The following is a 23,518-nucleotide window of genomic DNA, read 5'->3' on the forward strand; positions in this document are numbered from 1 at the left end:
GAATTAGTCTTCACTGTTCCAAATAGTACCATCGGGCATGATAGTATCTTTAAAGTAAACGTCTGTGAAAACAACCGTTCCAGGTTGGTAATTGTTAACTTCACTTATTTTAAAGTCAGTGCCAAAGAAGTTAGCTCTCGTCAAGTCACACTTATAAAAACCCACCCCCTTTTGAAACTTAGCATCCCTAAAATCACTATCAATTAAGTCACAAAAACCAAACCCGGTGTCAATCATTTCGGCTCCACTAAATTTGCATCTACTCAAATTAGTCATGTGAAAACCAGTCTCCTGCAAATCGGTCTGAGTCAAATTCGCCCCAGTCAAATCCGCTCTGTCAAAGTTAGCTCGCCACAGACAAGCTTCGCTCAGGTTAGCCCCACTCAAATCCGCATCTTCAAAATGTGCGTAGGCCAAGTCGAGGTCGCTCAAATCTGAGCCACTAAAATTGATTCCTTGTCCGTAAAAAACCAGGGATCGTAAGTCACTTTCCTTGAAGTTAGCTCCACTCAAGTTCACTCCACTTAAGTAGCGCTCCTTAGACTGCTCGTTGCTCAATTTCACTTTAATCAAAGAAAAGTCTCTCTCCCCAGCCTCATAGCGCCTCAGCACTTCTTCCAACCACAAATGTTTTCTACTGTTGTATATTCTGATATATTCTGCTTCTTTTTCTTCTTCGTTCATGACTTTATTTCTAGAATCTGTTGACAATAAAAATGACGGATTAGTCTTCACTATTCCAAATAGTACCATCGGGCATGATGGTATCTTTAAATTGAGCATCTGTAAAAATAGCCATTTCAGATTTGTTAGCTCTAATTTCATCCAGATCCAACTCAGTACCAAAAAAGTTAGTTCTCGTCAAGTCAGCCCGATAAAAACGAACGCTATCTTTAAACTTAGCATTCCTAAAATCACTATCGGTTAAGTTAGCATCACCAAAACTTGTCTCAATCATCTTGGCTCCACTTAAGTTTGCTCTACTCAAATTCGCGTCGTAAAACTTAGTCTCCTGCAAATCAGTCTGAGTCAAATTCGCCCCAGTCAAATCCGCTCTGCCAAAGTTAGCTCGCCACAGACAAGCTCCGCTCAGGTTAGCCCCACTCAAATCCGCATTTTCAAAATGTGCGTAGGCCAAGTCGAGGTCGCTCAAATCTGAGCCACTAAAATTGATTCCTTGTCCGTAAAAAACCAGGGATTCCAAGTCACTTTCCCTGAAGTTAGCTCCACTCAAGTTCACTCCACTTAAGTAGCGCTCCTTAGATTGCTGGTCGCTCAAGTACACTTGAATTAGAGAAAAGTCTCTCTCCCCTGCCTCATAGCGCCTGAGCACTTCTTCTAACCACACCTGTTTTCTACTGTTGCATATTCTGATCCATTCTGCTTCTTCTTCTTCGTTCATGACTTTATTTCTAGAATCTGTTGAGAATAAAAATGTTGATACTACTAAAATAACTCTATCTTTGAAAAATAGCAAATACTTACTTCGGGAGCAAATGTTTATCAACTCGTGGCATCACAGATTCGCAGAAGCGAACATCGACAGACAGTCAATACGATTTTGTTTCTAATATCCCCAATTCTGCTATTAAGGAAAGGGGTGCATCTCTATTTGGCAAGGGCGAAGCACCTGACGGCAGACAATTTATTAGTGAGTACCAGAGATTTACTGCCGTCAGGTGCTTCGCCCCTACGAATATATTTAAAAAAATGATATGCACCCAATGAAAGGCTCAAGAAAGTGCAGAAGGTTCTTTCACAATAGCTCACATTCTGGCTGAAATAGACTTGGTTGAAATCGCAATTCCCGTCGGATTCACCGTCGAACTCATGTTTGAGGAGAAGTCTATAGCCTTTCTCAGAAAGATGAGGTATGATGTTACTGACACTTACTCATGAGGATCAAACAGATAAGACACGATCGAATGAACTATAATTATATGGTTCAGTAAAGCCCAGCGGAAGCGATATAACACATAATAGCATTGTTCTGACAGCACGAAGAAGTTGACTCACAACACGTTTACTTGTACTCCTCTTCATACATTGTGAAAAATGAAAACGTATTCGATTGATTTTCAGCAAAAAATTCTTGATACTTATCATACTGAACCGATTTCACAAAAAGCAATAGCTAAGCGTTTTTCTGTAGCCCTCAGCTTTGTACAAAAATTGCTTAAACAATATCGTGAAACAAAAAATATTACTCCCCGAACTGACCGATGTGGAGTCAAAGGCAAACTGAATGCAGAGCAACTACTCATATTGGGGAAATTGATTGAAGAAAATAATGATGCCACTCTTGAAGAACTTCGTTATTTACTTTATGGAAAAATTGGATTTTCTGTTAGTATATCTACAATAGCAAGAATGATAAAACTCTTAGATATTACATTCAAAAAAAGACTCTATTCCCTTCAGGCAAAGGCACAGAGCGAGTGCAAATACTGCGATGTGAGTTCTGGGAACAAATTAAAAAGTAAGGTTTGAAAGACTTAATATTCATTGATGAATCTGGAGTTAATTTGGCAATGGTTAGATTATATGCTAGAGCTTTGAAAGGTCAGAGAGCCAAGGGGGCAAAGCCAACTAAACGTGGTCAAAATGTCTCAATAATTGGAGCAATATCAGTGTCTGAAATTTTGACATCGGTTAATCTAATAGGCGGAACTGATGCAATTACATTTGAAGCTTTTATTATCAGAAAACTTGTGCCAAAACTATGGAAAGGGGCTTGTGTAGTCATGGATAATTGTCCCATTCACTTGGGAGACGAAGTGAAAAAAGCTATCGAAAAAAAAGGGGCAAAATTAATATTGTTATCTCCTTATTCACCAGATTTTTTACCAATTGAAAATCTGTGGTCAAAGCTTAAAAATATTCTCCGTTCGATCGAGACACCTATAGCAATCCTAAATGATTAATACAGATATGTAGGGGCGGTGCCAAGAGTGCCCGCCCTCTGAGATTGGGCAACCACGGGGAGTAGGGGTCGGATTGCCCCTACAAGAATTACACAAATGATTTAGGATTGCTATAATTATCAAGAATTAGCCAAAGCCATAGAGTTGGCGTTGGGTCAAGTTACATCATCAAATATTTTTAACTGGTTTACACACTGCTGTTATTGTACCTCATCTTTCTGAGAAAGGCTATATCTTAGATACTGAAGCAGTGAGTAATTCAGAGGTATTATCGGAATACAAAGCGCAGCAAAGTAATGAGAGAGGATTTAGATTTATCAAAGATCCTTTATTTTTCACTTCGAGTGTATTCGTGAAAAAGCCGGAGCGAGTTGAAGCAATTGGAATGATAATGGGACTGTGTTTGTTAGTATATAACCTGGCACAAAGGAAATTGAGACAACAATTATCAGCTACCAACAAGCAAGTGAAAAATCAGGTAAAGAAATTGACCAATAAGCCGACAATGCGCTGGATATTTCAGATGTTTCAGGCGGTGCATTTAGTGACAATAAATGGAGCGAAGCAGGTCAGTAATTTAACCAAAGAACTTCAAGATATCTTGCGACATTTAGGAGAGTATTGTTGTCAATACTATTTAATTTTTTTCAAGTGAATAACGATTGAGTTCGAGGTGTAGATAGTTGTCAATAATTGTCATTAATTAGGGCTTGCTGAAAAAGTCAGAAAACAGCATTTAGAAAGATGAGTGAATTTGAGAATGCCTCGGCAATATAAGTTTTCTCAATCTTGTGATGGCAAAACATAGCTTTTGCCGATCATTTGAGCCAAAAAACATCCCCAAAGGTTTTTGTTATGAAATAGACCGAAAAAAAGCCAAAAAGCCTGCCTTAGCAGGGCAGAAAGATTCATCACCAGAAAAGTTATAGCGATGCTTGTTTCAGAAGTATTATTAAGTTTAGCCATCACTCTACCAAGGCTAAATTTTCTTTTAGCTTCTCCAAATTTCCCCTCAATTAAGTTACGAATTCTTTCGTCTGATTGAGCTTGTTTTTTGATTGCTTTGCTCGGATTTTTGGGAGGTCTTCCTCCTAGACGAACACCGCTCATTCTAATGCCGAGTTCTTTGCACCAAGCTCTATTTTCTTGGGTTCGATATATCCGATCTACATGAATTGATTCAGGGTAATATCCGGTAAATTGTTTAAAGGCTTCTACTTGTCTTTTAAGGTCTCCTGATTCGTTGAAGTTATCCCAACTAATTCGGTCTAAAAATACGTACCCATTTCGGCAACTGGCTGAGAGTTTTGCCCCAAATTCAACGGATTTCCCAGCTTTTCATCTGATTATAGGGCGGATATGTGGTTGTTTTAAACTTACTATTCTGTCGGGAATACTATGTTTTTTGTTTTTATACATTAACAACTGTTGACGGTAGACTTCTGCAACTACTAACAGCATTCTATAATCAGATTTGGTTAATAACTGTAGCTCACCCATTCGCTCTATACTAGCCAAATTTCTTGGGATGTATTGTAGTTGTTCTTTAATTGCTTTTCTTCTTTTTTTAGTCGTGTTTTTTTTTGTTTTGCTATGGCTAGGTATTCTTTTCTGGCTCGGTTTCGATAGGTTCTTGGCTTTTTTTTTACGGTGATTTAGTTTGATTGTGTAGACTGTCTATGATTTTTTCTGTATTTTCTCTGGCTTGATTTAATAGTCCTAATTCTGTCGGATATTTAAGATCGGCTGGCGCACAGGTTGCATCTAATATTAATTTTCCTTGGTTTTTGGGTTCACTTCTTTCTGATGACTTTTTTTCTACTTCTTGTCCCTGTACTTGGGTGTGGTCTTTGACCATTTTTTCATTGATTTTATTGACTAGGTTGACTCCTATTCTTTTCCGAAAATAAACGAACATGGATGAGTCGAATGGTGATTCATTACTATAGCCACTCAGACCTAGGAAGTATTGTAGGTATGGGTTTTCTCTTATTTGTTCTACTGTTTCTGCATCGCTAGTTCCTAATCTTTCTTTGATTATTAATGCCCAAGCGTGCCATAGGAAACGATTTGGCAGGGGCTCCAGTTGCACAGGTGAATTTTTGGGCATATTCATCTTCAAATTCAGCCCATGGAATTATTTTTGCCATGATTACCCAACGATTATTCTCTGACAATTGTCCCTCGTGCAAGTAGGTCAAAGTTGGAAGGTTCTTTTGGGGTTGGGTCAAGTTTTCGGTACATGAAGGAAAGTGATGCTGTGCATGGCTTTTGACTAATTTTAGCTCATAGTCTTACACTCGCGCTCGCACCGAACACAAGTCAAAGCTTTTTCAGGTAAGGGTTTTAGGCTTATTCAGCAAGCCCTAGTTAGTCAAGATAATTTGCTCTTGGCATAAGTTGCCTTGCTTAAAAAAAATGATTGACCATAATAAAAAGCAATGTGAATATGTGAGAAAAAGTCAATTATCGCTCTTTTGTCACTTTCATGAGAGTAAATTCTCGAAGACACGACAGCAAAGGATCTCTTGCCAAATGCTCCCAAAGCCAGCAAGGTGTTAGAAAATCGTTCCACAAAGCCATGCCAGATTAGCATTATCAAATTATGGTCAGATTTTTCCTTTCTTAGAGTGATTAAAGAGCGTTATTTCAACTTACTTAATTTAGCTGAATTTAACAAGCTTCTGTAACGCTAACACTGCATAATTTCAGCCCAAAAGTGTTTGGCTTCCAAGTTTTCACAACTGATAAAAAAATCAGACCCACATCTGCGGAATGTGGGTTATAGGCAGTACAGGAGTTTTTTGCAAGTCAGATCCTTCTTAAGTCAACCGTATTGAATTATATTGGCGATCGGTGATTGCTGGCATACTCAAGCTTTTTTGCCGTGTACTTGAATGCGTTTGTCGGTTTTTTGTTTCTTAATCCAAGAGATAAATCTCTGGAGTTCGGGGTCATTTTTGAGCTTTTCTAGGGTGTTGAGCTCTAGGGCGAGGTGTTTGTTGTCAAATAGCGAGTGTATCTGGCGGTGACAAGCTGAACAAATGTCGATCGTCTCGCTGGGATCTTCGTTTTTGCGCTTGGTGTTTTGTTTGGGGATCAGGTGGTGGGCGGTTAATGCTTCCATTTGTCGATCGCACAATTCGCACTGCATAATTTCCTCAATGCTGGTGGATGGGGAGAATTGCTTCTTTTAATTTAGCGTAATTTAGGGCGATCGGCTTTGAGAAAGTGAGTAGAGGTCGATCGCACTTCGCAAACAATAAAAAAACCCCAACCGGGGGTCTTAATTTCAGGTGAGACAGGCCTCTTGCCTGCCCGCTAAGTAGAAAAGCCTACGGTCAAATTATGTACAGCAGCACAAACAAAACAATCCAAATTACATCGACAAAGTGCCAATAAATCTCAGTCGCTTCGATGCCGAAGTGGTGTTCGCTAGAATAGTGACCGGCAATGCGCGATCGCCAAACGACCCCAGCCATCAGCACCACTCCAAACGTCACGTGCAAACCGTGAAAAGCAGTCAAAACGTAAAAGCAACTGGCATACAAATTAGTCGTCAACCCAAACTCTAAATGAGTGTATTCGTAAACTTGACCGCACAAGAAAACGACGCCCATAGCGATAGTCACGAGCAACCAATTTCGCATACCCGTCGCATCATTTTTTTTGATAGCAGCATCTGCATTGTGAATCACAAAACTACTAGCAATCAGAATTACCGTGTTAATTCCCGGCAGCAATAACTCTCGCGCGGGCGTACCTTCAGGCGGCCACATCGGGGCCATCGCCCGATAAATCAAATACGCGGCAAACATACCCATAAATATCATGCCTTCAGATCCCAAGAACACAAGTACGCCTAGCATTCTGTGGTCGGGATGTTCTTCGCCGTGGGCTTCTATTTCGGCGCTGTGGTGGTAATTTAGAGCCGTTTTTTCTGGATCGATCGCTGGAATTTGTTGCATAATAAATTGCTAGTTGAAGGAAGAGGGAAGAGGGAAGAGGGAAGAAGGAAGAAGGAAGAAGGAAGAGAATATTCGTGCCAACAATTGTCTGAAAAACTTTGTATTTCTCGTTTATAGCCGAGGCTCGATCCCCCTAAATCCCCCTTAGGAAGGGGGACTTTGAGAGAGTGGACGGTTCCTGCCTTCTAAAGGAAGCTTTGAGTTCTTCTTGTTCCCCCCGACCTAAGGCTACGGTGTACACACAAGTCGAGTTGGAAATCAGATGACGGAAAAAAACGGAAATTTATTTTTTTAATCCTTGATTTCCCGTCAACCATTATCAATAAGCTAAAACTCTCGATCAAAAGTTCGCTACTCTCAAAACCTTGCCTACGTCAGGTTGTGTCAGACATAGCCAGGTTTCTAGGAGTTGTGTGTACACCGTAGCCGACCTAAGGGGGGTTAGGGGGGGATCGAGAGCTTAATCGTCAGACAGCAGATCGTTACTATGTTTGACTTGTTTGTTGACATTAATGACTAATCACTAATGACTAATCACTAATGACTAATTGTCATCTTGACTTTCATCAGCAGGAGAATCAACATTTATCTCCGATTCAGGCTCGACCAAAGTTGCAGTACCGCCAAAGAATGTGGAAGCTTGAGCTTCTGCAATCGGAATACCGCGTTTCTGGCCGCTGGCGCTGGCGATCGCATTTTCCCTCAACTTCAGCCTGAGACGTTCGCCAGTGTTCTGAATTTTTTCCATGCCGTAATCGTAAGGCCCGGTTGCCAATACTGGTATTCCTTCAAAATTTTCGATCGGCGGTGGCGAAGTCGTCATCCATTCCAAACTTAAAGCTTGCCAAGGATTGTCACCTGCTTTCGGGCCGTACCTCCAACTCCAAATCACGTTAACAATAAACGGGATTGTCGAGACTGCCAGCATATAAGCGCCCACAGTACAAATGACATTAATTGTCGTAAATTTTGGGTCGTACATTGCCACTCGCCGGGGCATTCCTTGCATCCCCAAAGCGTGCATCGGCAAGAAAGTTACAGTAAAGCCCACATAGGTTAAAACAAAGTGAACTCTACCCCAAAATTCGTTAAGCATCCGCCCCGTCATTTTGGGGAACCAGTGGTAAAAAGCCGCGTAAATTCCAAACACTGAGCCGCCAAACAGCACGTAGTGTAAGTGAGCGACGATAAAATAAGTATCGTGAACGTGAATGTCGAAAGGTACCGAAGCTACCATGATCCCGGTGATGCCGCCGAGGAGGAATGTTGAGATAAAACCCATCCCAAATAACATCGCACTCACTAGGCGGAGTTTGCCGCCCCAAATAGTTGCCAACCAGCTAAATATTTTAATCCCAGTGGGTACGGCGATGATCATGGTGGTGATCATGAAAAACATCCGCAGCCAGCCGGGAGTACCGCTGGTAAACATATGGTGCGCCCATACGATTAAGCCCAAAAAGCTGATGGCAAGACTGGAATAGGCGATCGCCAAATAACCAAAAATTGGCTTGCGCGAGTGCACTGGCAACACTTCTGAAATCACCCCAAAAAAGGGCATGATCATAATGTAAACTGCCGGGTGCGAATAAAACCAGAATAAATGCTGGTAGACGACGGGATCGCCGTTACCAGTCGGGTTAAAAAATGCCGTTCCTGCTAACAAGTCAAAGGATAGCAAAATCAAGGCTGCTGCTAGCACTGGAGTAGCAACTAAAGTCAGCGCTGAAGTCGCAATCATTGCCCAGCAAAACAAAGGCATTTCATTGAGACTCATGCTCGGAACCCGCATCGTGAAGATGGTAACGGCAAAATTTACCGCCCCCAAAATCGAAGAAGTTCCGAGGAACAAAACGCTGAGAATCCAAATTTCTTCTCCCATTTGAGCAGTAACTAAGCTCAAAGGTGGATAGGAAGTCCAACCAGCCTGGGGAGCTCCCACCAAAAAACTGCTCAACAGCAACACGCCCGCTACGGGAATCATCCAAAAAGCCAGGGCGTTGAGCCGGGGAAATGCCATGTCTTTTGCCCCAATCATTAAGGGGATCAAAAAGTTAGCAAATCCGGCGCCTGCGGGGACAATCCATAGGAAAATCATCACCGTGGCGTGAACAGTAAATAAACTGTTGTAGAGTTCGGGGGCGACAAAATCGGAGTCGGGTGTGGCGAGTTCGGTTCGCACTAAGGTAGCCATCACGCCGCCGATTAGATAGAATCCAAAAGTTGTAACTAGGTATTGAATACCGATGACTTTGTGGTCGGTATTAAATGTGAAATAATCTCGCCAATGTCTATCGGCGGGTGCTGTTCCGCGAGCATCTATGTTGGCAGTTTCTTGGAACTGTGCTTGTGTCATAGTTATTAGTCATTAGTTATTAGTCATTAGTTATTTGCTCTGGATTAAATATCCATTGCCAGGAACTAATGACTATTTTTTGTGATGAGTTGGATGAAGTTGTTCTAGACTTTCGGGATTGATTTTTATTTCCCTGACGTAGGGAGCTAAGAATTCCCCGTCTGACATTTTTTCTGGATTGATGGCAACTGCTTGCTCTAAGTTTTGAGCGCTAGCAACTTGCTGTTCTTTCACCCAACTGTCGAAGTCTTCGGGTGTGTGAACGAATGCTACAGCTTTCATTGCTCCGTGATATGCGCCGCACAATTCAGCACAAACAATTCGGTATTCGCCGACTTTGTTTGGTATAAATCTTAGTTCGCTTCCTCGCCCAGGAATTGCATCTTGTTTGAGCCGAAATTCGGGCATCCAAAATGCGTGCAGCACGTCTTGAGCTGCAAGATTTAGCTGTACGTCGCCGTTGAGTGGCATATGCAGTTCACCGGAACTAACGCCACTTTCTGGATAGCTAAAAATCCAGGCGTACTGCAAACCCATGACATTTACTACTAAGTCTGCTGGTTTTTCTTCGTTTTCTGGGGCAGCACCTACGCCTAGGGCAATTTGTTTTTCTGGCTGAATTTGAGGGGCTTTTTGTGGTGTATCTGACAGCGTGCCTGCGATCGCACTTCCGCGCATTTTAGAGTGCGATTGCATTGTACCGTGGTCGTGATTACCCATCGGATCGAGGCCACCCATTGAGTTGTAAATCTCAAAACTGTAGACTCCGATACCTAAAATAATCACCGCTGGTAGGGCTGTCCAAAGAATTTCTAAAGGAAAGTTATCATGCCAAGCTGGCCCGTCTGTATTGTCTCCTTCACGACGGCGATATTTAATTACAGCAACGACGATCACTCCGTGGACTAGGATAAATAATCCTATGGAAAGTGTCATCATTGTGTTGAATAGTCCGTCTATCTGCGATGCTTGAGCCGAGGCGGCGATCGGCATTAATCCATGATTCTGGCCGTACCAGAGACTGATCAGAGTCACTCCGATGCCGACGAGCATGGTGAGGATGGAACTTGGAATGTTCACAAAGAAATCCGGTAAGTGGGAAGCGAGTCTTTAGACCTGAGAGGAAAACGACGCGACGGTTTCAACACATTCGACTGCGCTCAGTGACCGCCGCATTGAATTCCCTTTCGAGGTTGGAGAGGTATGGTTGCCTCTAGAAATGGAGATATGGTTGTCTCCTTTCTCCCTTGCGGGGTAATGTTCGTGCAGACCTGTTATAAAGGCTTGTTAAACCTGCAACACTGTTGAGCGTGACTTTCAAACTGTTTAATTGCAGATGACAGAGCCCAAAACTGGCGTCGCATTCAAGGAGTATCGTGACCTAAATAACGGCTCCTTTTACAAGGGGTCTGGTCAGAACAGCTTGCAATTTCTTACAAGCTCAATGGCACTTAGCCATGAGTTCCTGACGCTGGTACCTTTTAGTAGCGACACTTCTTCGCTGGAATAATTAGGGAAGCGCCTCTGGGTTGTCAATTTTTAATTGTAGATTGACATTTTGAACACAATGCCTATCTTAAGGCTTACTTAAGGCTTAGTATTTGTGGGCGATCGCTTGTTCGGATTAATACGGCTTAGGTCCCTTGACAAAAATCAGAAAAAATGGTAATAAATTTGTTTTCTTTGCTACTAAATCTGAGATTGTTTTTCAAACACCATTAAATGCTGCTGGGGTAACATATCTTTTGTCTCTTTCCATACTAAACCGACGGCGGCCATTTCTTTTTTAACCTGCTGCTGCGTCATTTTGTGCAAACCTTTAATGGGAATCAGCGGATTTTCGCCCCGATACTCGATCGATACCGTGCGGCCTCCCGGTTTGAGTGCTTTGACAATTCCTTGCATCATTTCTCTGGGATATGCGAATTCGTGATAGGCATCCACCATCACAACTAAATCGACGCTGTTTTCCGGCAAATTCGGATTGTCGATACTTCCCAAAACTGGCTCAACGTTAGCAATATTTTTTTCTTGTTTGTTCAATTCAATAAAGTTGAGCATTTCCGGCTGTACGTCAACGGCGAAAACTTTTCCTTCGGGAACTAGGGGGGCGATGCGAAAGCTAAAATATCCGGTTCCGGCTCCAATGTCTGCTACAATGTCTGTTGGTTTTAAATCAAGATTGTTGACTAATCGAGCTGATTTTTCTTCCATGCCGCGAGATGGTCTTTCCAGCCAACTAGCCCCTTGATATCCCATGACTTGGGCAATTTCTCGACCCATGTAAAATTTGCCTGTGCCGTCGGGGTTGTGGATTGTTCGCTGCTGATAAATTGTATCTTGGTTGGCGATTTTATTTGCTGCTGCTGCCCCGATATTGAGCGGAAACACGCAAACTATTGTCAGGATGATTGCTGTTAATAATTTAATGAATTGTGGAATTTTATTCACGGTATTTATGATTGTGTATTTGAATGGTTGCTCGCGATCTGCCCATTGGCGATGACTTAACGTTAAACGTAATTAGGTACGTAGTTGCGCTTCAGCGCTATACGCTTATATTATCAAGAGCGCTGAAGCGCAACTACGTACCTTAAGAATATTGAGAATGGTTCAATATTTAATTTACGGCTGATGATAATAATTTGATTGTACCAGCAGTTGCGTCGATTTCGACTTCTTTGCCGATCGGCAAAGTGAACTTATCCCGAATGTGTCCCACCATCGAACCGTACCACGCGGGAATATTCAAGGGGCGGATGCGATCCGTCAAGACTTGAGACAAGGTGAGGGACTCTTGCGGCTTTTCCGCCTCGCACTTGGTACACTGTCCGAAAACAAAACCGGATATTTTATCGAGAATGCCTGCTAATTGGAGGTGCGTCAACATTCGATCGATACGATAAACCTCTTCGCTAACTTCCTCGACAAACAAAATACTGTTTTCCCAATCCGGCAAATAAGCTGAACCGATTAGTGTTGAGATTACCGATAAATTGCCCCCGATGAGTTTTCCCCTAGCTGTGCCGCGCCGGATGGTTTCTACAGGCATACTTTTGGAGTTTTGCAGGGTCACAGAACCTCCGTCAAACAAAACTTTTTTGACGTAATCTACTGTAAAGGGACTCCAACTTGAAACGCCTAAAGGGCCGTGAAAAGTAACTATATTAGTTTTAGCATGAATTGCCAATAATAGCGCAGTAATATCGCTGAATCCCATAATAATTTTGGGATTGTTGCGGATTATATTGTAATCCAGGAGGGGCAAGATGCGACCGCAGCCCCAGCCGCCCATCCCGGTAAAAATAGCTTGCACTGAGTCGTCGGCAAAGGCTGCGTTGACATCGGCGGCGCGATCGGCATCTTTGCCTGCTAAGTAGCCGTAGCGATCGTAAAAATGCTCTCCTAGTTTAACTTTTAAACCTAGGTTATCCAGCACTTTGAAAAATTGCTGCACTTCTTTTTCGTAGTTGAAAGCCGCAGGATTGATTAAGGCTACTGTATCGCCGACTTGCAGGCGGCGCGGCTCGATCGCACTTTTGGGAAAAAGGTTGTTTTGGGCTAGGGGTAAAAGCTGAGTACCAATAGCAGTCAACCCAAAAGTTCTGAGCAGGTAGCGGCGGGCGAAAGTCATAACTGTTAGCTAATTTGTACTAGGGAAGAAGGAAGAAGGAAGAGGGAAGAAGGAAGAGGGAAGAGGGAAGAAGGAAGAGGGAAGAAGGAAGAAGGAAGAGGGAAGAAGGAAGAAGGAAGAAAATTAATGGTTTGAGTCGCCATTTAAGGGAGCATCTCAATGAATACAAAAAAGCAATTTCTTTACAGTGCGAGCGTCCCCGCTCGCGATCTATGCTCCAATACGGTTTACTTAAAATGGTCATTGCGAGGAACGAAGCAATCTCCGTATCTATTTTTCATAGCGGTTTACCCCCAGGACTGCATACCAGTAAACGGTATTGATCTATACTCGCGAGCGGGGACAGCACTATAAAATCCAAACATCAAAACTGAGATGCTCCCCCTATTGAAAACGTCCAAACCGTATTAATCCTTGCTATATTACTCTATAATAAAGTGTATAGTAGCTTAGTTTGATTTTGCGATTATTTCATGAAAACAGACAGTAAAGTCTCAGCTAAAAAATCCTGGGCGAAATCTTTAGCCCGTCCTGCTGACGAGTTTCCGCTGACTCAGCTATCGGTTAAAACTGGTAAAATTCCCGACGGATTGCGCGGCACTCTCTACCGCAACGGGCCCGCACGTTTGGAACGTGGCGGTGTTGCTGCGGGACACTGGTTTGATGGCGACGGTGCAATTTTGGCAGTACATTTTACTGATGTTGGTGCTACGGCTGTCTATCGCTACGTGCAAACAGCGGGATATCTAGCTGAAGAAAAAGCCGATCGATTTCTCTACAGTAATTACGGCATGACAGCGCCGGGCCCGGTGTGGTTGCGGTGGACTAAAACTGTTAAAAATGCTGCGAATACTTCTGTTTTAGCTTTGCCCGATCGCCTTTTGGCATTGTGGGAAGGTGGGCCGCCTCATAGCCTTGATTTACAAACCCTAGAAACTATTGGTACAGACAACTTAGGAAATTTAGCAGGAGAATTTAGCTATTCGGCTCACTGCAAACGTGACCCGATTAGCGGTAATATTTATAACTTTGGAGTATTGCCTGGTGTTCCTACGAAGTTAAATGTTTATAAAAGTGATTTTACAGGTACAGTTGTCCAAAAAACAACTATTGCTTTAAATGGACTTCCACTGATTCATGACTTTGTTTTGGCTGGGAAGTATTTAATATTTTTTGTGCCACCAGTGCGACTCAATTTTTTACCTGTGTTAGCTGGAATTAGCAGTTATGGTGAATCATTTGAGTGGAAGCCGGAGTTGGGAACAGAAATATTAGTTGTCGATTCAGAAACTCTATCTTTAGTTAGTCGCGGCAAAACCGATCCTTGGTTTCAGTGGCATTTTGCTAACGGCTTTGTCAAAGAAGATGGTGAGGTTGCCGTTGATTTTGTGCGCTTTGCTGATTTTACAACTAATCAGCGACTGAAAGAAGTAGCGACTGGTGAAACTCACACCGATGCAGAGGGTATTCTTTGCCGAGTACATCTCAATCCTCTAACGGCAAAAGTGACAGGAATAGAAGAATTGTTGGATAAACCTTGCGAGTTTCCGATTGTACCTGCTTCAGAAATTGGGCAAGACTCGCGGTATATTTATCTGGCAATGTATAGACCTGATGTGAATATTGTACCGGAACGTTATGGCGCGATCGCCCGTTTGGACACAAAAACCCGCAATCTCACAATTGCCGACTGCGGCGAAAATCGCTATCCCGCAGAACCCATCTACGTTCCAGATATTTCCTCGGAGAAAGGTTGGATTTTGACAGTTATTTACGACGGCAATTCTGATAGCAGCGAAGTGTGGATATATGAGGGCGACGGACTTTCCCGCCCGCCTGTTTGTCAGCTAGAATTGCCCGGTGTCATACCTTTGGGCTTTCACGGTACTTGGAAATCGGCCGTCTGAGAAGATTGTAAAGAAGTGTTGCGGAAGATTTATTAAAAATTGTTGCAGCTTTGAGGTGGAGTTGTTAACGTGTGTGTAGATAGGAAATTCTCATATCTAGGAGGTGTGGAATTTATGCTCTATATTGCTCATATATCCTGTGCAAATTTCGACGAATCCCCGGCGAATATCCTCGGCGAATAAATTCGCGCCTACACAGGCAAAGTCTGCCTCCGCAGACTGAAGAAAAAGGGGTAATAAAACCCCGGTGAATATTCCCGGCGAATAAATTCGCGGCTACACAAGCAAAATCTGCCTCCGCAGACTGAAGAAGGATAACCAATCCGGCGAATAAATTCGCGGCTACACAAGCAAAGTCTGCCTCCGCAGACTGAAGATAACTCGGCGAATGAATTCGCGGCTACACAAGCAAAGTCTGCCTCCGCAGACTGAAGATAACTCGGCGAATGAATTCGTGGCTACACAAGCAAAGTCTGCCTCCGCAGACTGAAGAAGGATAACCAATCCGGCGAATAAATTCGCGGCTGCACAGGCAAAGTCTGCCTCCGCAGACTGAAGAATGATAACCAATCCGGCGAATAAATTCGCGGCTGCACAGGCAAAGTCTGCCTCCGCAGACTGAAGATAACTCGGCGAATAAATTCGCACCTACACAAGCAAAGTCTGCCTCCGCAGACTGAAGAAAAAGCGGTAATAAAGCCCGCTTGGCAATGATTTTCAACTAGGTTTTCTCATGTCAGGCTTGTCTGCTTGAATGAGGTTGAACGACCAGATTTCTGACAGATTTCTGGCAACTTAAAGTTTAGTTCAGCTTGCGCGCACGTCCACGATTCAAAAGGTTTGAGTTTTGAGTTAACTCCACAAATAAATTAGGTATATCTAAACTAGATAGCCTTTACCACAATTATCTATTCTGAGTTGTTACCGCGAAAACATTCAACTCATAACTGATAATTCATAACTCACAACTCCTAACTCCGTGCCGCAGCAAGCATCAAAATCAGAAGGTTTAATCTATTATGCAGCTTCAAGGAAAAACAGCTCTTGTTACAGGGGCTTCACGTGGAATTGGGCGATCGATCGCTCTTGAATTAGCCAAACAAGGCATCAAACGTTTGTTGATTGTGGCGCGCAACCGCCAGCAATTAATTGAATTGGCAGAGGAAATCGATGTTTTTGGTGTAGAAGTAGTGCCATTAGCTTTAGATTTAACTCAGTCAGTGGCGGTGAATATTGCGATCGCCCAAGCTTGGCGAGATAACGGCCCAATTCACCTGCTAGTCAACTGTGCCGGCGTCGCGCACCAAGCATCATTCTTGCGATCGCCACTCCCATTAATTCAGGAAGAAATTGCCTTGAATTTGCTCGGAACCTACACAATCACCCGGTTAATAGCGAGGCGAATGGCTGCCCAAAAAGACGGAACAATCGTCAATGTTTCGAGCTTGATGGGTAAAATTGCGGCTCCGACAATGGCAACTTATTCTGCTACTAAATTTGCCATTTTGGGATTCACCCAAGCTTTACGCAGCGAGTTAGCAGGGTATAATGTTCGGGTAACTGCTTTGCTCCCATCTCTAACAGATACCGACATGGTGCGAGACTTAGAGCAATTCCGGTGGGTAGTGCCCACAACTCCCGAAAAAGTTGCCCTCGCACTGGTGGAGGGATTGCACAAAGATGCGCCGGAAATCTTGGTAGGATATCAAAGTCATTTAGCAGTTTGGTGTCACAGAATTGCGCCTTGGCTGCTCGATTTTGTGTTGCGGATGGCAACTCCTGAACTTAGGGATAAATCCCAGCGCGATCGCAAATTGCGATCGGTTTTAGCTGGCGGGCGATAAATCTGTTTCGCCGCCGACTAACTCGGCGGCGAGTTAGTCGGCGAAGGTCATTCGCGCCTATACAAACGATGTCCGCCAGACGCCGACTAAGGAATGAGAATTAAATAACTTACAATTTTCATTATTGTGGGATGGGCGTCCCGCCCGTTATTTATAGACGGGCGGGATGCCCATCCCACCAGCTTGTGTAAATTATTTAATTCGCGATCCTAAGAAATAAAGCGATCGCAGGGTGTATGTTTCTGTTAAGCTTGATATTATTCTAAATAATATTAAGCTTGCCAGAATGAACAATATAAAATCATTACTGAATTACAAGAGTAGCCAAAAACAAAAAATTTCAGTTCCTCCAAGTCCTCTGGTTGAATTTGCCTCAAGTTGGCGGATAGCTTGGGGGAAAATAGATGCGATCGCAGATGATGCAGCGTGGCGAGATGGTAAAATAGCGATTATTTGCTCTAACCCAAGCGTTCAGCTAATTCTCAGTCCCTCTCAAAAATTTGTGATTGTTGGCGATATTTGGCTCAGCAATCGATCGCAATTGCTGGAAAAATTGGGCATTTCTGCGAGTAGTTGGCAGGGCTGCGATCGCCAATTGGTGGCTCAACTGTGGGAACGCTGGGGCCCTGAATGCTTGCCGCTGCTGGCGGGTATGTTTGTGTTTGCGGTTTGGGACAGAGAATCGCAGGTTTTGCGGCTGGCGCGCGATCGCACGGGCGCCCGCACTCTCTACTACACTAATGTTGGCGCGACTCGCTGGATTGCGCCTCAACTGCGGGCGATCGCAAAATACCACTCAAGGGCGATCGACCTCACAGCCCTGCGAGATTACCTGTGTTGTTCGTTCGTTCCGGGCGATCGTACCCTGTGGCAGCAAGTCCGAGAACTGCGTCCAGGATGCGTTTTAAGCTTCCCTGACGAGACAATTTCGGCATACTGGGAACTGCGAGAACAAGTTGTCGAGGCGGAACAATCTTTAGAATGGCACGGCGCGAGATTGCGAACTATTTTAGACGAAATTGTCCGGGAATATTTGCCAGCAAATCAACCTGTAGGCGTCTTTCTTTCCGGCGGGTTAGACTCTAGCTGCATCGCGGCTTTAGCTGCTCAATTTTGCGATCGGTCAATTCACAGTTACTCAATTCATTTTGGCGAAGAATGCGCCAACGAATTAGAATTTTCCAGTTTAGTCGCCGAACACTGCCAAACTGAACACCACATTTTAGAAATTAGCTTTCGGGATATGTGGGAAAAGTTGCCAGAAACTATGGGTTACTTAGACGATCCGATCGGCGACCCGCTGACAGTGCCAAATTTGCTATTAGGAAGAATGGCGCGGGAATCCGTCGAAGTAATTCTGAACGGCGAAGGTGGCGATCCTTGTTTTGGCGGCCCGAAAAATCAACCAATGTTAATGAACAGCTTGTACAATTCTGTCACAAATTTGGATGCACTGCCAGCATATTTGCTTTCATTTCAAAAGTGCGCTGCGGATTTACCTCAACTTTTAAAACCGGAAATTTGGGCAGCGATGCAAGCAGAACCTTCGGTATTTAGTGCGGATTTGAATGCTAGCGGCAATTATCTGAATCGATTAATGGCGTTAAATATCAAGTTTAAGGGAGCAGACCAGATTTTGACCAAAGTGAACAATTTGACTCAAGCTGCGGGCTTGCACGGGCGATCGCCTTTGTTTGATCAGCGAATCGTGGATTTGAGTATGACGATTCCGCCTGAGTACAAACTATCCGGGGTTGTGGAGAAAGCTGTGCTCAAACAAGCTGTTGCCGACCTTTTACCCCCTCAAATTTTAGACAGACCAAAAAGCGGAATGTTGGTTCCGGTGCAGTTGGGATTTAAGAAGTTTTGGCAACGAGAAGCTAAGGGTTTGTTGCTGTCAAAAAAAGCTGCGATCGCTCCTTATTTCAATCAATCTTTGATACGTCAATGGTTAGATTATGAAGGAGATACCTGGGGGCGTTATGGTGTTAAGTTGTGGTTGTTGGTGAGTTTGGAACTTTGGCTGCAAGGTAATAAGTAATATCAAATAACGTTTGTAGTGAAGACTTCAGTCCTCAGAATTGCGAGCATCTCACTTTTGGAAAAAAGCAATTTCTTTACAGTGCGATCGTCCCCGAAGAGCGAGTGTTGGATAGCTCGCTCTTCGGGGACAGCACTATAAAATCAAAACTGAGATGCTCCCTCTGAATTTGATGAGGAAGGACTAAAGTCCTCACTACGAACCTATTTAGTTGCGATATTGAATGAGCGGGGATATGGTATAAAAACCTCAACCAAAACTATCAACAACATAGATAGAACTATCCGTACCACCTAGCAGAATCAAACTGCTGTCATCGCCACCTAAATCTCGACTACCGGCAATTCCTCGATTCAAGATTTGAATCAGTTTCTGAGGACTAAACGATTCCAATTCTACATAATTACCTAATTCCAACCACTGCAATTCCTCAGCGGATAAATCTTGGCGGATTTGAGCTGATAATTGTCTAGCATCTCGTGCATTTTGCTCAGAACTTAGAACAAACATATTATCACCAGCCGCCATAATTTGCCGGGGTAGCAGTCCGATATCAATAATTATCGCACTGTTATCTGGGAACCAATTAGGACTGGTACGCAAGCGGTCAACCAAACCAATTCCTTTGGGAGTGCAATCGTGCAAAGCGTAGACTTTTAATTCGGGATTTCGGCGCAGCATTTGCATAGTTATGTCGAAGATACTTTGGGGATATCCAGTTATACTGAGGACTGCACAGTTGTTTTCAAAGTGAAAATTGTTGGCGATTAAAAATTGGGCAATTTCCGGGCGATCGCACACAACTAATCTGTCAAAACTGTAAGCGCTGACATCAGGACTGACGGTGGCATTTGCATTTGTATCGCGGGGAGATGGCAGCACTTTAGCCAGAGAGTTAATTTCTGTCCAAGTATTCATCCAGCCTTGAAACTGATTTGAGTCAATCGTGAAATTTTGATTATTTGCAGGTGTTTTGTCAATTTTTTGATTCCCATAATAGATAGATAGCATTCCGATAGCAGAGCTAGCTAAAAACAGCGGAAAGGAACTTGATAACAGATTAAAACCGATTCCGAATACCAGAACTATTCCTCCCCAAACTTGCAAAGTCTTTGCAAATTTCTGGCGTTGTTGGTATGGATACTTGCTAGAACGGCTAGCAATAAAAGTTTGTCTAATTAATAAGGTATTAATCAAAAACATTACCAGATTGAAAGCTATACTCCATTCGGAAAATATAGTTGCTGTCCAGGACCCAACAATGATACCTGAAACTATATTAATAATTAGGTATCCTGGGATTGTGTAGAACCCATCATAAATTTTGGGTTTCGATCGCCTATCTAAAAGGTAAAATAACTGTTTAGGGGTGAAAAACAGCGTGTCGTTAACCGAAATATCTGCGATCGCCTTGGCAAACATGGGGTCAGTTATTTTGACACCAGTCATAGTAGTTGGTTCAAAAGCAAACTGATGGCCACATCGCATACAGCGACCTCTAGATGTGCGATCTTTTAACTTATTGTCAGTTTGGCAGTTAATGCACTTCATAAAAATCTCCTAGTGATGATTCAAAAAACTTGATTAGCTAGCAAAATGCTGTAATCTTCCCTTTGGCGAATCAGGCGATGTTGGCTATTTTCTAACAGCACTTCCGCAGGTTTGGGGCGGTGCAAAAAGTGCGATGACATGGCATAACCATAAGCTCCCACATCTAAAATACCAAGGATTTCGCCAATAGTCAAAGCCGGAAGTTGACAGTTTTTCCCCAAATAATCCCGCGAATAAGTCGTATTGCCACAAACATCAGTAAAATGTAGAGCATCCCGACAATTCCAGGTACAAATTTCTCGATAACCACCATGAACCGACGGTACTGAAAGATTAGCAACAGTCGTATCTACACCGACAATTTGTTTAGCTTCCTGCCATTTTGTGGAAACAACTTGAGCGAGCAAAGTAGCACATCCTGCTACAACCGATCGCCCTGGTTCAATTATTAAGTCAATTGCGCGGTCTAATTGACAAATTCTGCTGGTCAATTCTGCCCCAAATAGTTCCCAGTCAAAGGCTGTACCCCCGCTGTGGTAAGGATAGCCAAAGCCGCCACCAAAGTCGAGATATTCCCAATCTGGCAATTGCTGGGCTGCGGCAATTATGGTATCAATTACTTGAGTAAAGGCTGCGGTAGAATTAGTGCCGGTACCGCGATAAAAATGCAAGCCACTCAGCTTTAATCCGGCTGTTTTGGCGATCGCAATTGCTGCGGGAAATTCGGGCGATCGCACTCCAATGCGACTTTCCCCCGTTAATTCGGGCAAATTCAGCCTCAAACCCAGACTGGGCGGTTCTAAAGCCTGCTGATTTTCCCTCAGAGATTGGTACACTTCGCAGCACAACTGCAACTGGCTAAGACTGTCGAAATTCAGAGTTTTGACACCCCATTTGAGAACTTGTTCCATCTCATCTCGGTGCAGATTGCTGCCACTATAAACAATATTTTGGGGTGCAAAACCTGCCTGAATTCCTAAATAAATATCTCCCGGTGTATTGGCGTGCAATCCCCACCCGCTATCCCGAAAGATTTGCAGCAATGCGATGCTACCGTTGGTAACGCTGGCAAAACAAAATTGAGTTCGCGGATAGTCGATCGCCTTAGTAATGCGGGCAATGGTTCGGCGCAAAATATCGCCTTGATAAACGTACAGCGGCGAACCGTAAGTAGCTAATAACTCTTGGGCTATGGCAAGAGTGAAAGGCGGTTGTTTGAGAGTTGATTGGTTAGCGGTAATTGTTTGCATTATGGTAAAATAGATGTTTGTTTAATCAAAAATGTTGATTTTATTTCAATACGGTTTAGTTAATGATGTTTATTCCCCGGAGATCCCCCTAAATCCCCCTTAAGAAGGGGGACTTTGAGTAATTTCTTGTTCCCCCCTTTTTCAAGGGGGGCTAGGGGGGATCAGGCTTAATTAAACTGTATTGATTTTATTCTGCCCACCGCTGGCGGTAGTTCCAAACTGTTCGAGGCAACCAAAACGGATGATTCCAAGACTTATTTTTTACATACTCACCTAAAATTTGCGATCGCCAATTTTGCCACATCACCAACAGCCAAATCATCTCGCCAATGCGTCGGCCTTGAATTCCGGCTGCGAATTTGCCGGACATAATTTGAGCCGCTAAATCTGGTTTCCAGTGTTTCTCTGACAGCAACACGGCAGGATTCAACCAATCGCCGATGTCATGCCAAAATTCGTTAAAACACCACGAAGTTAAGGGCACGCCCATACCGCGCTTTTCCCGCCACACTATGTCCGCAGGTAGCCAATGTTCTACCGCCCGTTTGAGGATGTATTTCTCGCAAGCACCTCGCAAACACAGTTCTCCCGACAGTTGAAATGTCCAGTCTGTGAGGGCAAAATCGCAAAAGGGCGATCGAACTTTTAGACCAAAAGCCAAAGCCAAATTAGCAGCCCGCGGATGGATGTTCTGCGCGCCTTTCAGCATCAAACCCGCGCGGCGGAGGCGGTGCAGCAAAGACGCGCCCACAGAAGGATTAAGAGCCTCTAACAGCCAATCTTGAGGCTGCACATTCAGAATTTCCGTGTAAAATTCCGGCTGATAAACTTTAGATTCGTATCCCGACAGACGGTGAAAAGTTCGCAGATATTGCAGGGCAAAATTATCATCTTTTTCGGCATTTGCTGCTTGATAAACAGCCGCTGCAATCAGAGGTTTATTCGTCCAGCCTGCAAATAACTGATCGCCACCTTCGCCGTTAAAAACGATCGCACATTCTTGACTTGCAGCCTCATTTAACAGGTACAGCGGGACTGTCACTCCGTCACCAAAGGGCAAATCTAAAGCTTTCACCGCAGAATGCAAGGCTTGTTTAATCCGGCGCGGGCTCGCATCTACCTTGACTAAGGGAATGTTCAGAAAGTAAGCAACTTGTTGAGCCCAAGGATATTCGGGAATTCCAGCATCGCCGAAGTCGAGAGTATAAGCGCGGACTTTGACTCCGGCTTTGATTAATAATGCTGCGACTACTGAGGAATCTAAACCACCTGACAGAAATACTCCGACTGTTTCATTGCTATTGATGTCCGAAATTTGACGTTCAACGGCATCTTTAAGTAAGCTTTGCAATTGTGTTATTGCTTCTACTTCGTCTTGTATTTCTTCTGAACTTTCTCGCCATTCTAACAAACGTTTTGAGTTGGCTTCAAGAATGACACCGCTATCTCGATCGCACTCCCATGTCAATTCGGTTCCGGCGGGAACTGCGAACACATTTTCTACGGGAGTTAAGGGAGTTGGAACGTAAGAAAAACAGCTATACCCGTACAAGCCGGGAATGCTAATATCTGGTTTTTTGCCAATATTTAATAATAGTTGTATATTCGATGAGAACCAAATACTCTGCTCGATTTGCGTCCAGTAAAGTGTTACTCGCCCAAAGGGTTCTCGTCCCAAAATTAGGCAATTTTCGCGGACGTTTGCCCAGGCATCGGGTAATAGCAAGCCGTTGGTTGATGGATAGGTAGATAGTCCAGATGCTGAGAGGGCAGAGATCTGCCAAGTTTTAGCGCTTTTTTGGGTTGGCAAGTGCTGCGGGCGATCGCATTCGCTACTGGCAACATTCCAAATAGGGGGATTTGGGCTGTCTACTGTGGTAAAATTGGAGGAATTCTCAACTTTTGGAACAGGAATTTGTCTCCCAGATTGGTTGATAATTTTCGCCAGCAGCGATTCTAATTTCTGGCGAGAGTCGCAGCCCCAGTATCCGACAAATTGACGCGGTTTGGTGATTGTCATAGGAAAGATACTATGGGAATTAA

At 43.7% G+C, this 23,518-nt stretch carries 16 protein-coding genes and 2 pseudogenes; 6 read left to right on the forward strand and 12 right to left on the reverse strand.

Features of this window, described 5'->3' with window-relative positions; all coding sequences use genetic code 11:
• Positions 1 to 3 precede the first annotated feature (3 nt).
• Together QZ918_RS19285 and QZ918_RS19290 are read right to left on the reverse strand one after the other, a co-directional pair.
• Positions 4 to 684 (reverse strand): pentapeptide repeat-containing protein, encoded by a 681-nt coding sequence (locus QZ918_RS19285; protein ID WP_293337728.1) that lies wholly within the window; start codon positions 682 to 684, stop codon positions 4 to 6.
• Positions 685 to 724: 40 nt separating this feature from the next.
• Entirely contained in the window at positions 725 to 1,402 is a 678-nt protein-coding gene (locus tag QZ918_RS19290; RefSeq protein ID WP_293337730.1) for a pentapeptide repeat-containing protein, read from the reverse strand.
• A 653-nt stretch (positions 1,403 to 2,055) separates the two neighbouring features.
• Here QZ918_RS19290 and QZ918_RS19295 point away from each other — a divergent pair.
• The 3 genes and pseudogenes from QZ918_RS19295 to QZ918_RS19310 form a co-directional block, all read left to right on the forward strand.
• Positions 2,056 to 2,490 carry a helix-turn-helix domain-containing protein gene (locus tag QZ918_RS19295; RefSeq protein WP_293337732.1) on the forward strand — a complete coding sequence of 145 codons (435 nt, stop codon included), beginning with the start codon at positions 2,056 to 2,058 and terminating at the stop codon, positions 2,488 to 2,490.
• Complete coding sequence (locus QZ918_RS19300) at positions 2,487 to 2,924, forward strand: transposase (RefSeq protein ID WP_293337734.1); 438 nt, start codon at positions 2,487 to 2,489, stop codon at positions 2,922 to 2,924. The genes QZ918_RS19295 and QZ918_RS19300 overlap by 4 nt, the downstream gene beginning before the upstream one ends.
• Positions 2,925 to 3,156: 232 nt before the next feature.
• Positions 3,157 to 3,579 (forward strand): annotated as a pseudogene (locus QZ918_RS19310) (IS1634 family transposase); the annotation flags it as partial.
• 128 nt (positions 3,580 to 3,707) lie between these two features.
• On the opposite strand, the pseudogene QZ918_RS19315 reads toward QZ918_RS19310, so the two are convergent.
• From QZ918_RS19315 to QZ918_RS19345, 7 genes and pseudogenes are all read right to left on the reverse strand, one after another.
• Positions 3,708 to 5,168, reverse strand: a pseudogene (locus tag QZ918_RS19315) (IS5 family transposase).
• A gap of 628 nt (positions 5,169 to 5,796) precedes the next feature.
• Entirely contained in the window at positions 5,797 to 6,078 is a 282-nt protein-coding gene (locus QZ918_RS19320; protein ID WP_293146394.1) for an HNH endonuclease, read from the reverse strand.
• A 187-nt stretch (positions 6,079 to 6,265) separates the two neighbouring features.
• Positions 6,266 to 6,892: a cytochrome c oxidase subunit 3 gene (locus QZ918_RS19325; RefSeq protein WP_293337736.1), complete on the reverse strand. Its 627-nt coding sequence runs from the start codon at positions 6,890 to 6,892 to the stop codon at positions 6,266 to 6,268.
• 544 nt (positions 6,893 to 7,436) lie between these two features.
• Positions 7,437 to 9,248 (reverse strand): cytochrome c oxidase subunit I, encoded by a 1,812-nt coding sequence (gene ctaD / locus QZ918_RS19330; protein ID WP_293337738.1) that lies wholly within the window; start codon positions 9,246 to 9,248, stop codon positions 7,437 to 7,439.
• 72 nt (positions 9,249 to 9,320) lie between these two features.
• Positions 9,321 to 10,328, reverse strand: a complete 1,008-nt coding sequence (locus QZ918_RS19335) for a cytochrome c oxidase subunit II (RefSeq protein ID WP_293337740.1) — start codon at positions 10,326 to 10,328, stop codon at positions 9,321 to 9,323.
• A gap of 609 nt (positions 10,329 to 10,937) precedes the next feature.
• Positions 10,938 to 11,699 carry a class I SAM-dependent methyltransferase gene (locus QZ918_RS19340; RefSeq protein WP_293146381.1) on the reverse strand — a complete coding sequence of 254 codons (762 nt, stop codon included), beginning with the start codon at positions 11,697 to 11,699 and terminating at the stop codon, positions 10,938 to 10,940.
• A 169-nt stretch (positions 11,700 to 11,868) separates the two neighbouring features.
• Complete coding sequence (locus QZ918_RS19345; RefSeq protein WP_293337742.1) at positions 11,869 to 12,882, reverse strand: S66 peptidase family protein; 1,014 nt, start codon at positions 12,880 to 12,882, stop codon at positions 11,869 to 11,871.
• 473 nt (positions 12,883 to 13,355) lie between these two features.
• Between QZ918_RS19345 and QZ918_RS19350 the strand changes: the two genes are divergently transcribed.
• From QZ918_RS19350 to QZ918_RS19360, 3 genes are all read left to right on the forward strand, one after another.
• On the forward strand, positions 13,356 to 14,789 hold the full coding sequence (locus tag QZ918_RS19350) for a carotenoid oxygenase family protein (protein ID WP_293337744.1): 1,434 nt from the start codon (positions 13,356 to 13,358) through the stop codon (positions 14,787 to 14,789).
• A gap of 1,019 nt (positions 14,790 to 15,808) precedes the next feature.
• Entirely contained in the window at positions 15,809 to 16,633 is an 825-nt protein-coding gene (locus QZ918_RS19355) for an SDR family NAD(P)-dependent oxidoreductase (protein ID WP_293337746.1), read from the forward strand.
• A 286-nt stretch (positions 16,634 to 16,919) separates the two neighbouring features.
• Positions 16,920 to 18,674 carry an asparagine synthetase B family protein gene (locus QZ918_RS19360; protein ID WP_293337748.1) on the forward strand — a complete coding sequence of 585 codons (1,755 nt, stop codon included), beginning with the start codon at positions 16,920 to 16,922 and terminating at the stop codon, positions 18,672 to 18,674.
• Between the two features lie 249 nt (positions 18,675 to 18,923).
• On the opposite strand, the gene QZ918_RS19365 is transcribed toward QZ918_RS19360, so the two are convergent.
• The 3 genes from QZ918_RS19365 to QZ918_RS19375 form a co-directional block, all read right to left on the reverse strand.
• Positions 18,924 to 20,225, reverse strand: coding sequence for a toprim domain-containing protein (locus QZ918_RS19365; RefSeq protein WP_293337750.1), 1,302 nt, complete (start codon positions 20,223 to 20,225; stop codon positions 18,924 to 18,926).
• A gap of 20 nt (positions 20,226 to 20,245) precedes the next feature.
• Positions 20,246 to 21,475, reverse strand: coding sequence for a diaminopimelate decarboxylase family protein (locus QZ918_RS19370; RefSeq protein WP_293337752.1), 1,230 nt, complete (start codon positions 21,473 to 21,475; stop codon positions 20,246 to 20,248).
• Between the two features lie 187 nt (positions 21,476 to 21,662).
• Positions 21,663 to 23,495, reverse strand: coding sequence for an asparagine synthetase B family protein (locus tag QZ918_RS19375; RefSeq protein ID WP_293337754.1), 1,833 nt, complete (start codon positions 23,493 to 23,495; stop codon positions 21,663 to 21,665).
• Positions 23,496 to 23,518: the final 23 nt, after the last annotated feature.

The sequence above is a fragment of the Microcoleus sp. CAWBG58 genome, from assembly GCF_020883045.1.
Lineage (GTDB): Bacteria > Cyanobacteriota > Cyanobacteriia > Cyanobacteriales > Microcoleaceae > Microcoleus.

Coding starts and splice junctions, on each gene's coding strand:
- QZ918_RS19375 (WP_293337754.1), bottom strand. CDS start 23,495: ATGACAATCACCAAACCGCGTCAATTTGTCGGATACTGGGGCTGCGAC.
- QZ918_RS19325 (WP_293337736.1), bottom strand. CDS start 6,892: ATGCAACAAATTCCAGCGATCGATCCAGAAAAAACGGCTCTAAATTAC.
- QZ918_RS19285 (WP_293337728.1), bottom strand. CDS start 684: ATGAACGAAGAAGAAAAAGAAGCAGAATATATCAGAATATACAACAGT.
- QZ918_RS19370 (WP_293337752.1), bottom strand. CDS start 21,475: ATGCAAACAATTACCGCTAACCAATCAACTCTCAAACAACCGCCTTTC.
- QZ918_RS19290 (WP_293337730.1), bottom strand. CDS start 1,402: ATGAACGAAGAAGAAGAAGCAGAATGGATCAGAATATGCAACAGTAGA.
- QZ918_RS19350 (WP_293337744.1), top strand. CDS start 13,356: ATGAAAACAGACAGTAAAGTCTCAGCTAAAAAATCCTGGGCGAAATCT.
- QZ918_RS19365 (WP_293337750.1), bottom strand. CDS start 20,225: ATGAAGTGCATTAACTGCCAAACTGACAATAAGTTAAAAGATCGCACA.
- QZ918_RS19355 (WP_293337746.1), top strand. CDS start 15,809: ATGCAGCTTCAAGGAAAAACAGCTCTTGTTACAGGGGCTTCACGTGGA.
- QZ918_RS19320 (WP_293146394.1), bottom strand. CDS start 6,078: ATGCAGTGCGAATTGTGCGATCGACAAATGGAAGCATTAACCGCCCAC.
- QZ918_RS19295 (WP_293337732.1), top strand. CDS start 2,056: ATGAAAACGTATTCGATTGATTTTCAGCAAAAAATTCTTGATACTTAT.
- QZ918_RS19345 (WP_293337742.1), bottom strand. CDS start 12,882: ATGACTTTCGCCCGCCGCTACCTGCTCAGAACTTTTGGGTTGACTGCT.
- QZ918_RS19360 (WP_293337748.1), top strand. CDS start 16,920: ATGAACAATATAAAATCATTACTGAATTACAAGAGTAGCCAAAAACAA.
- ctaD (WP_293337738.1), bottom strand. CDS start 9,248: ATGACACAAGCACAGTTCCAAGAAACTGCCAACATAGATGCTCGCGGA.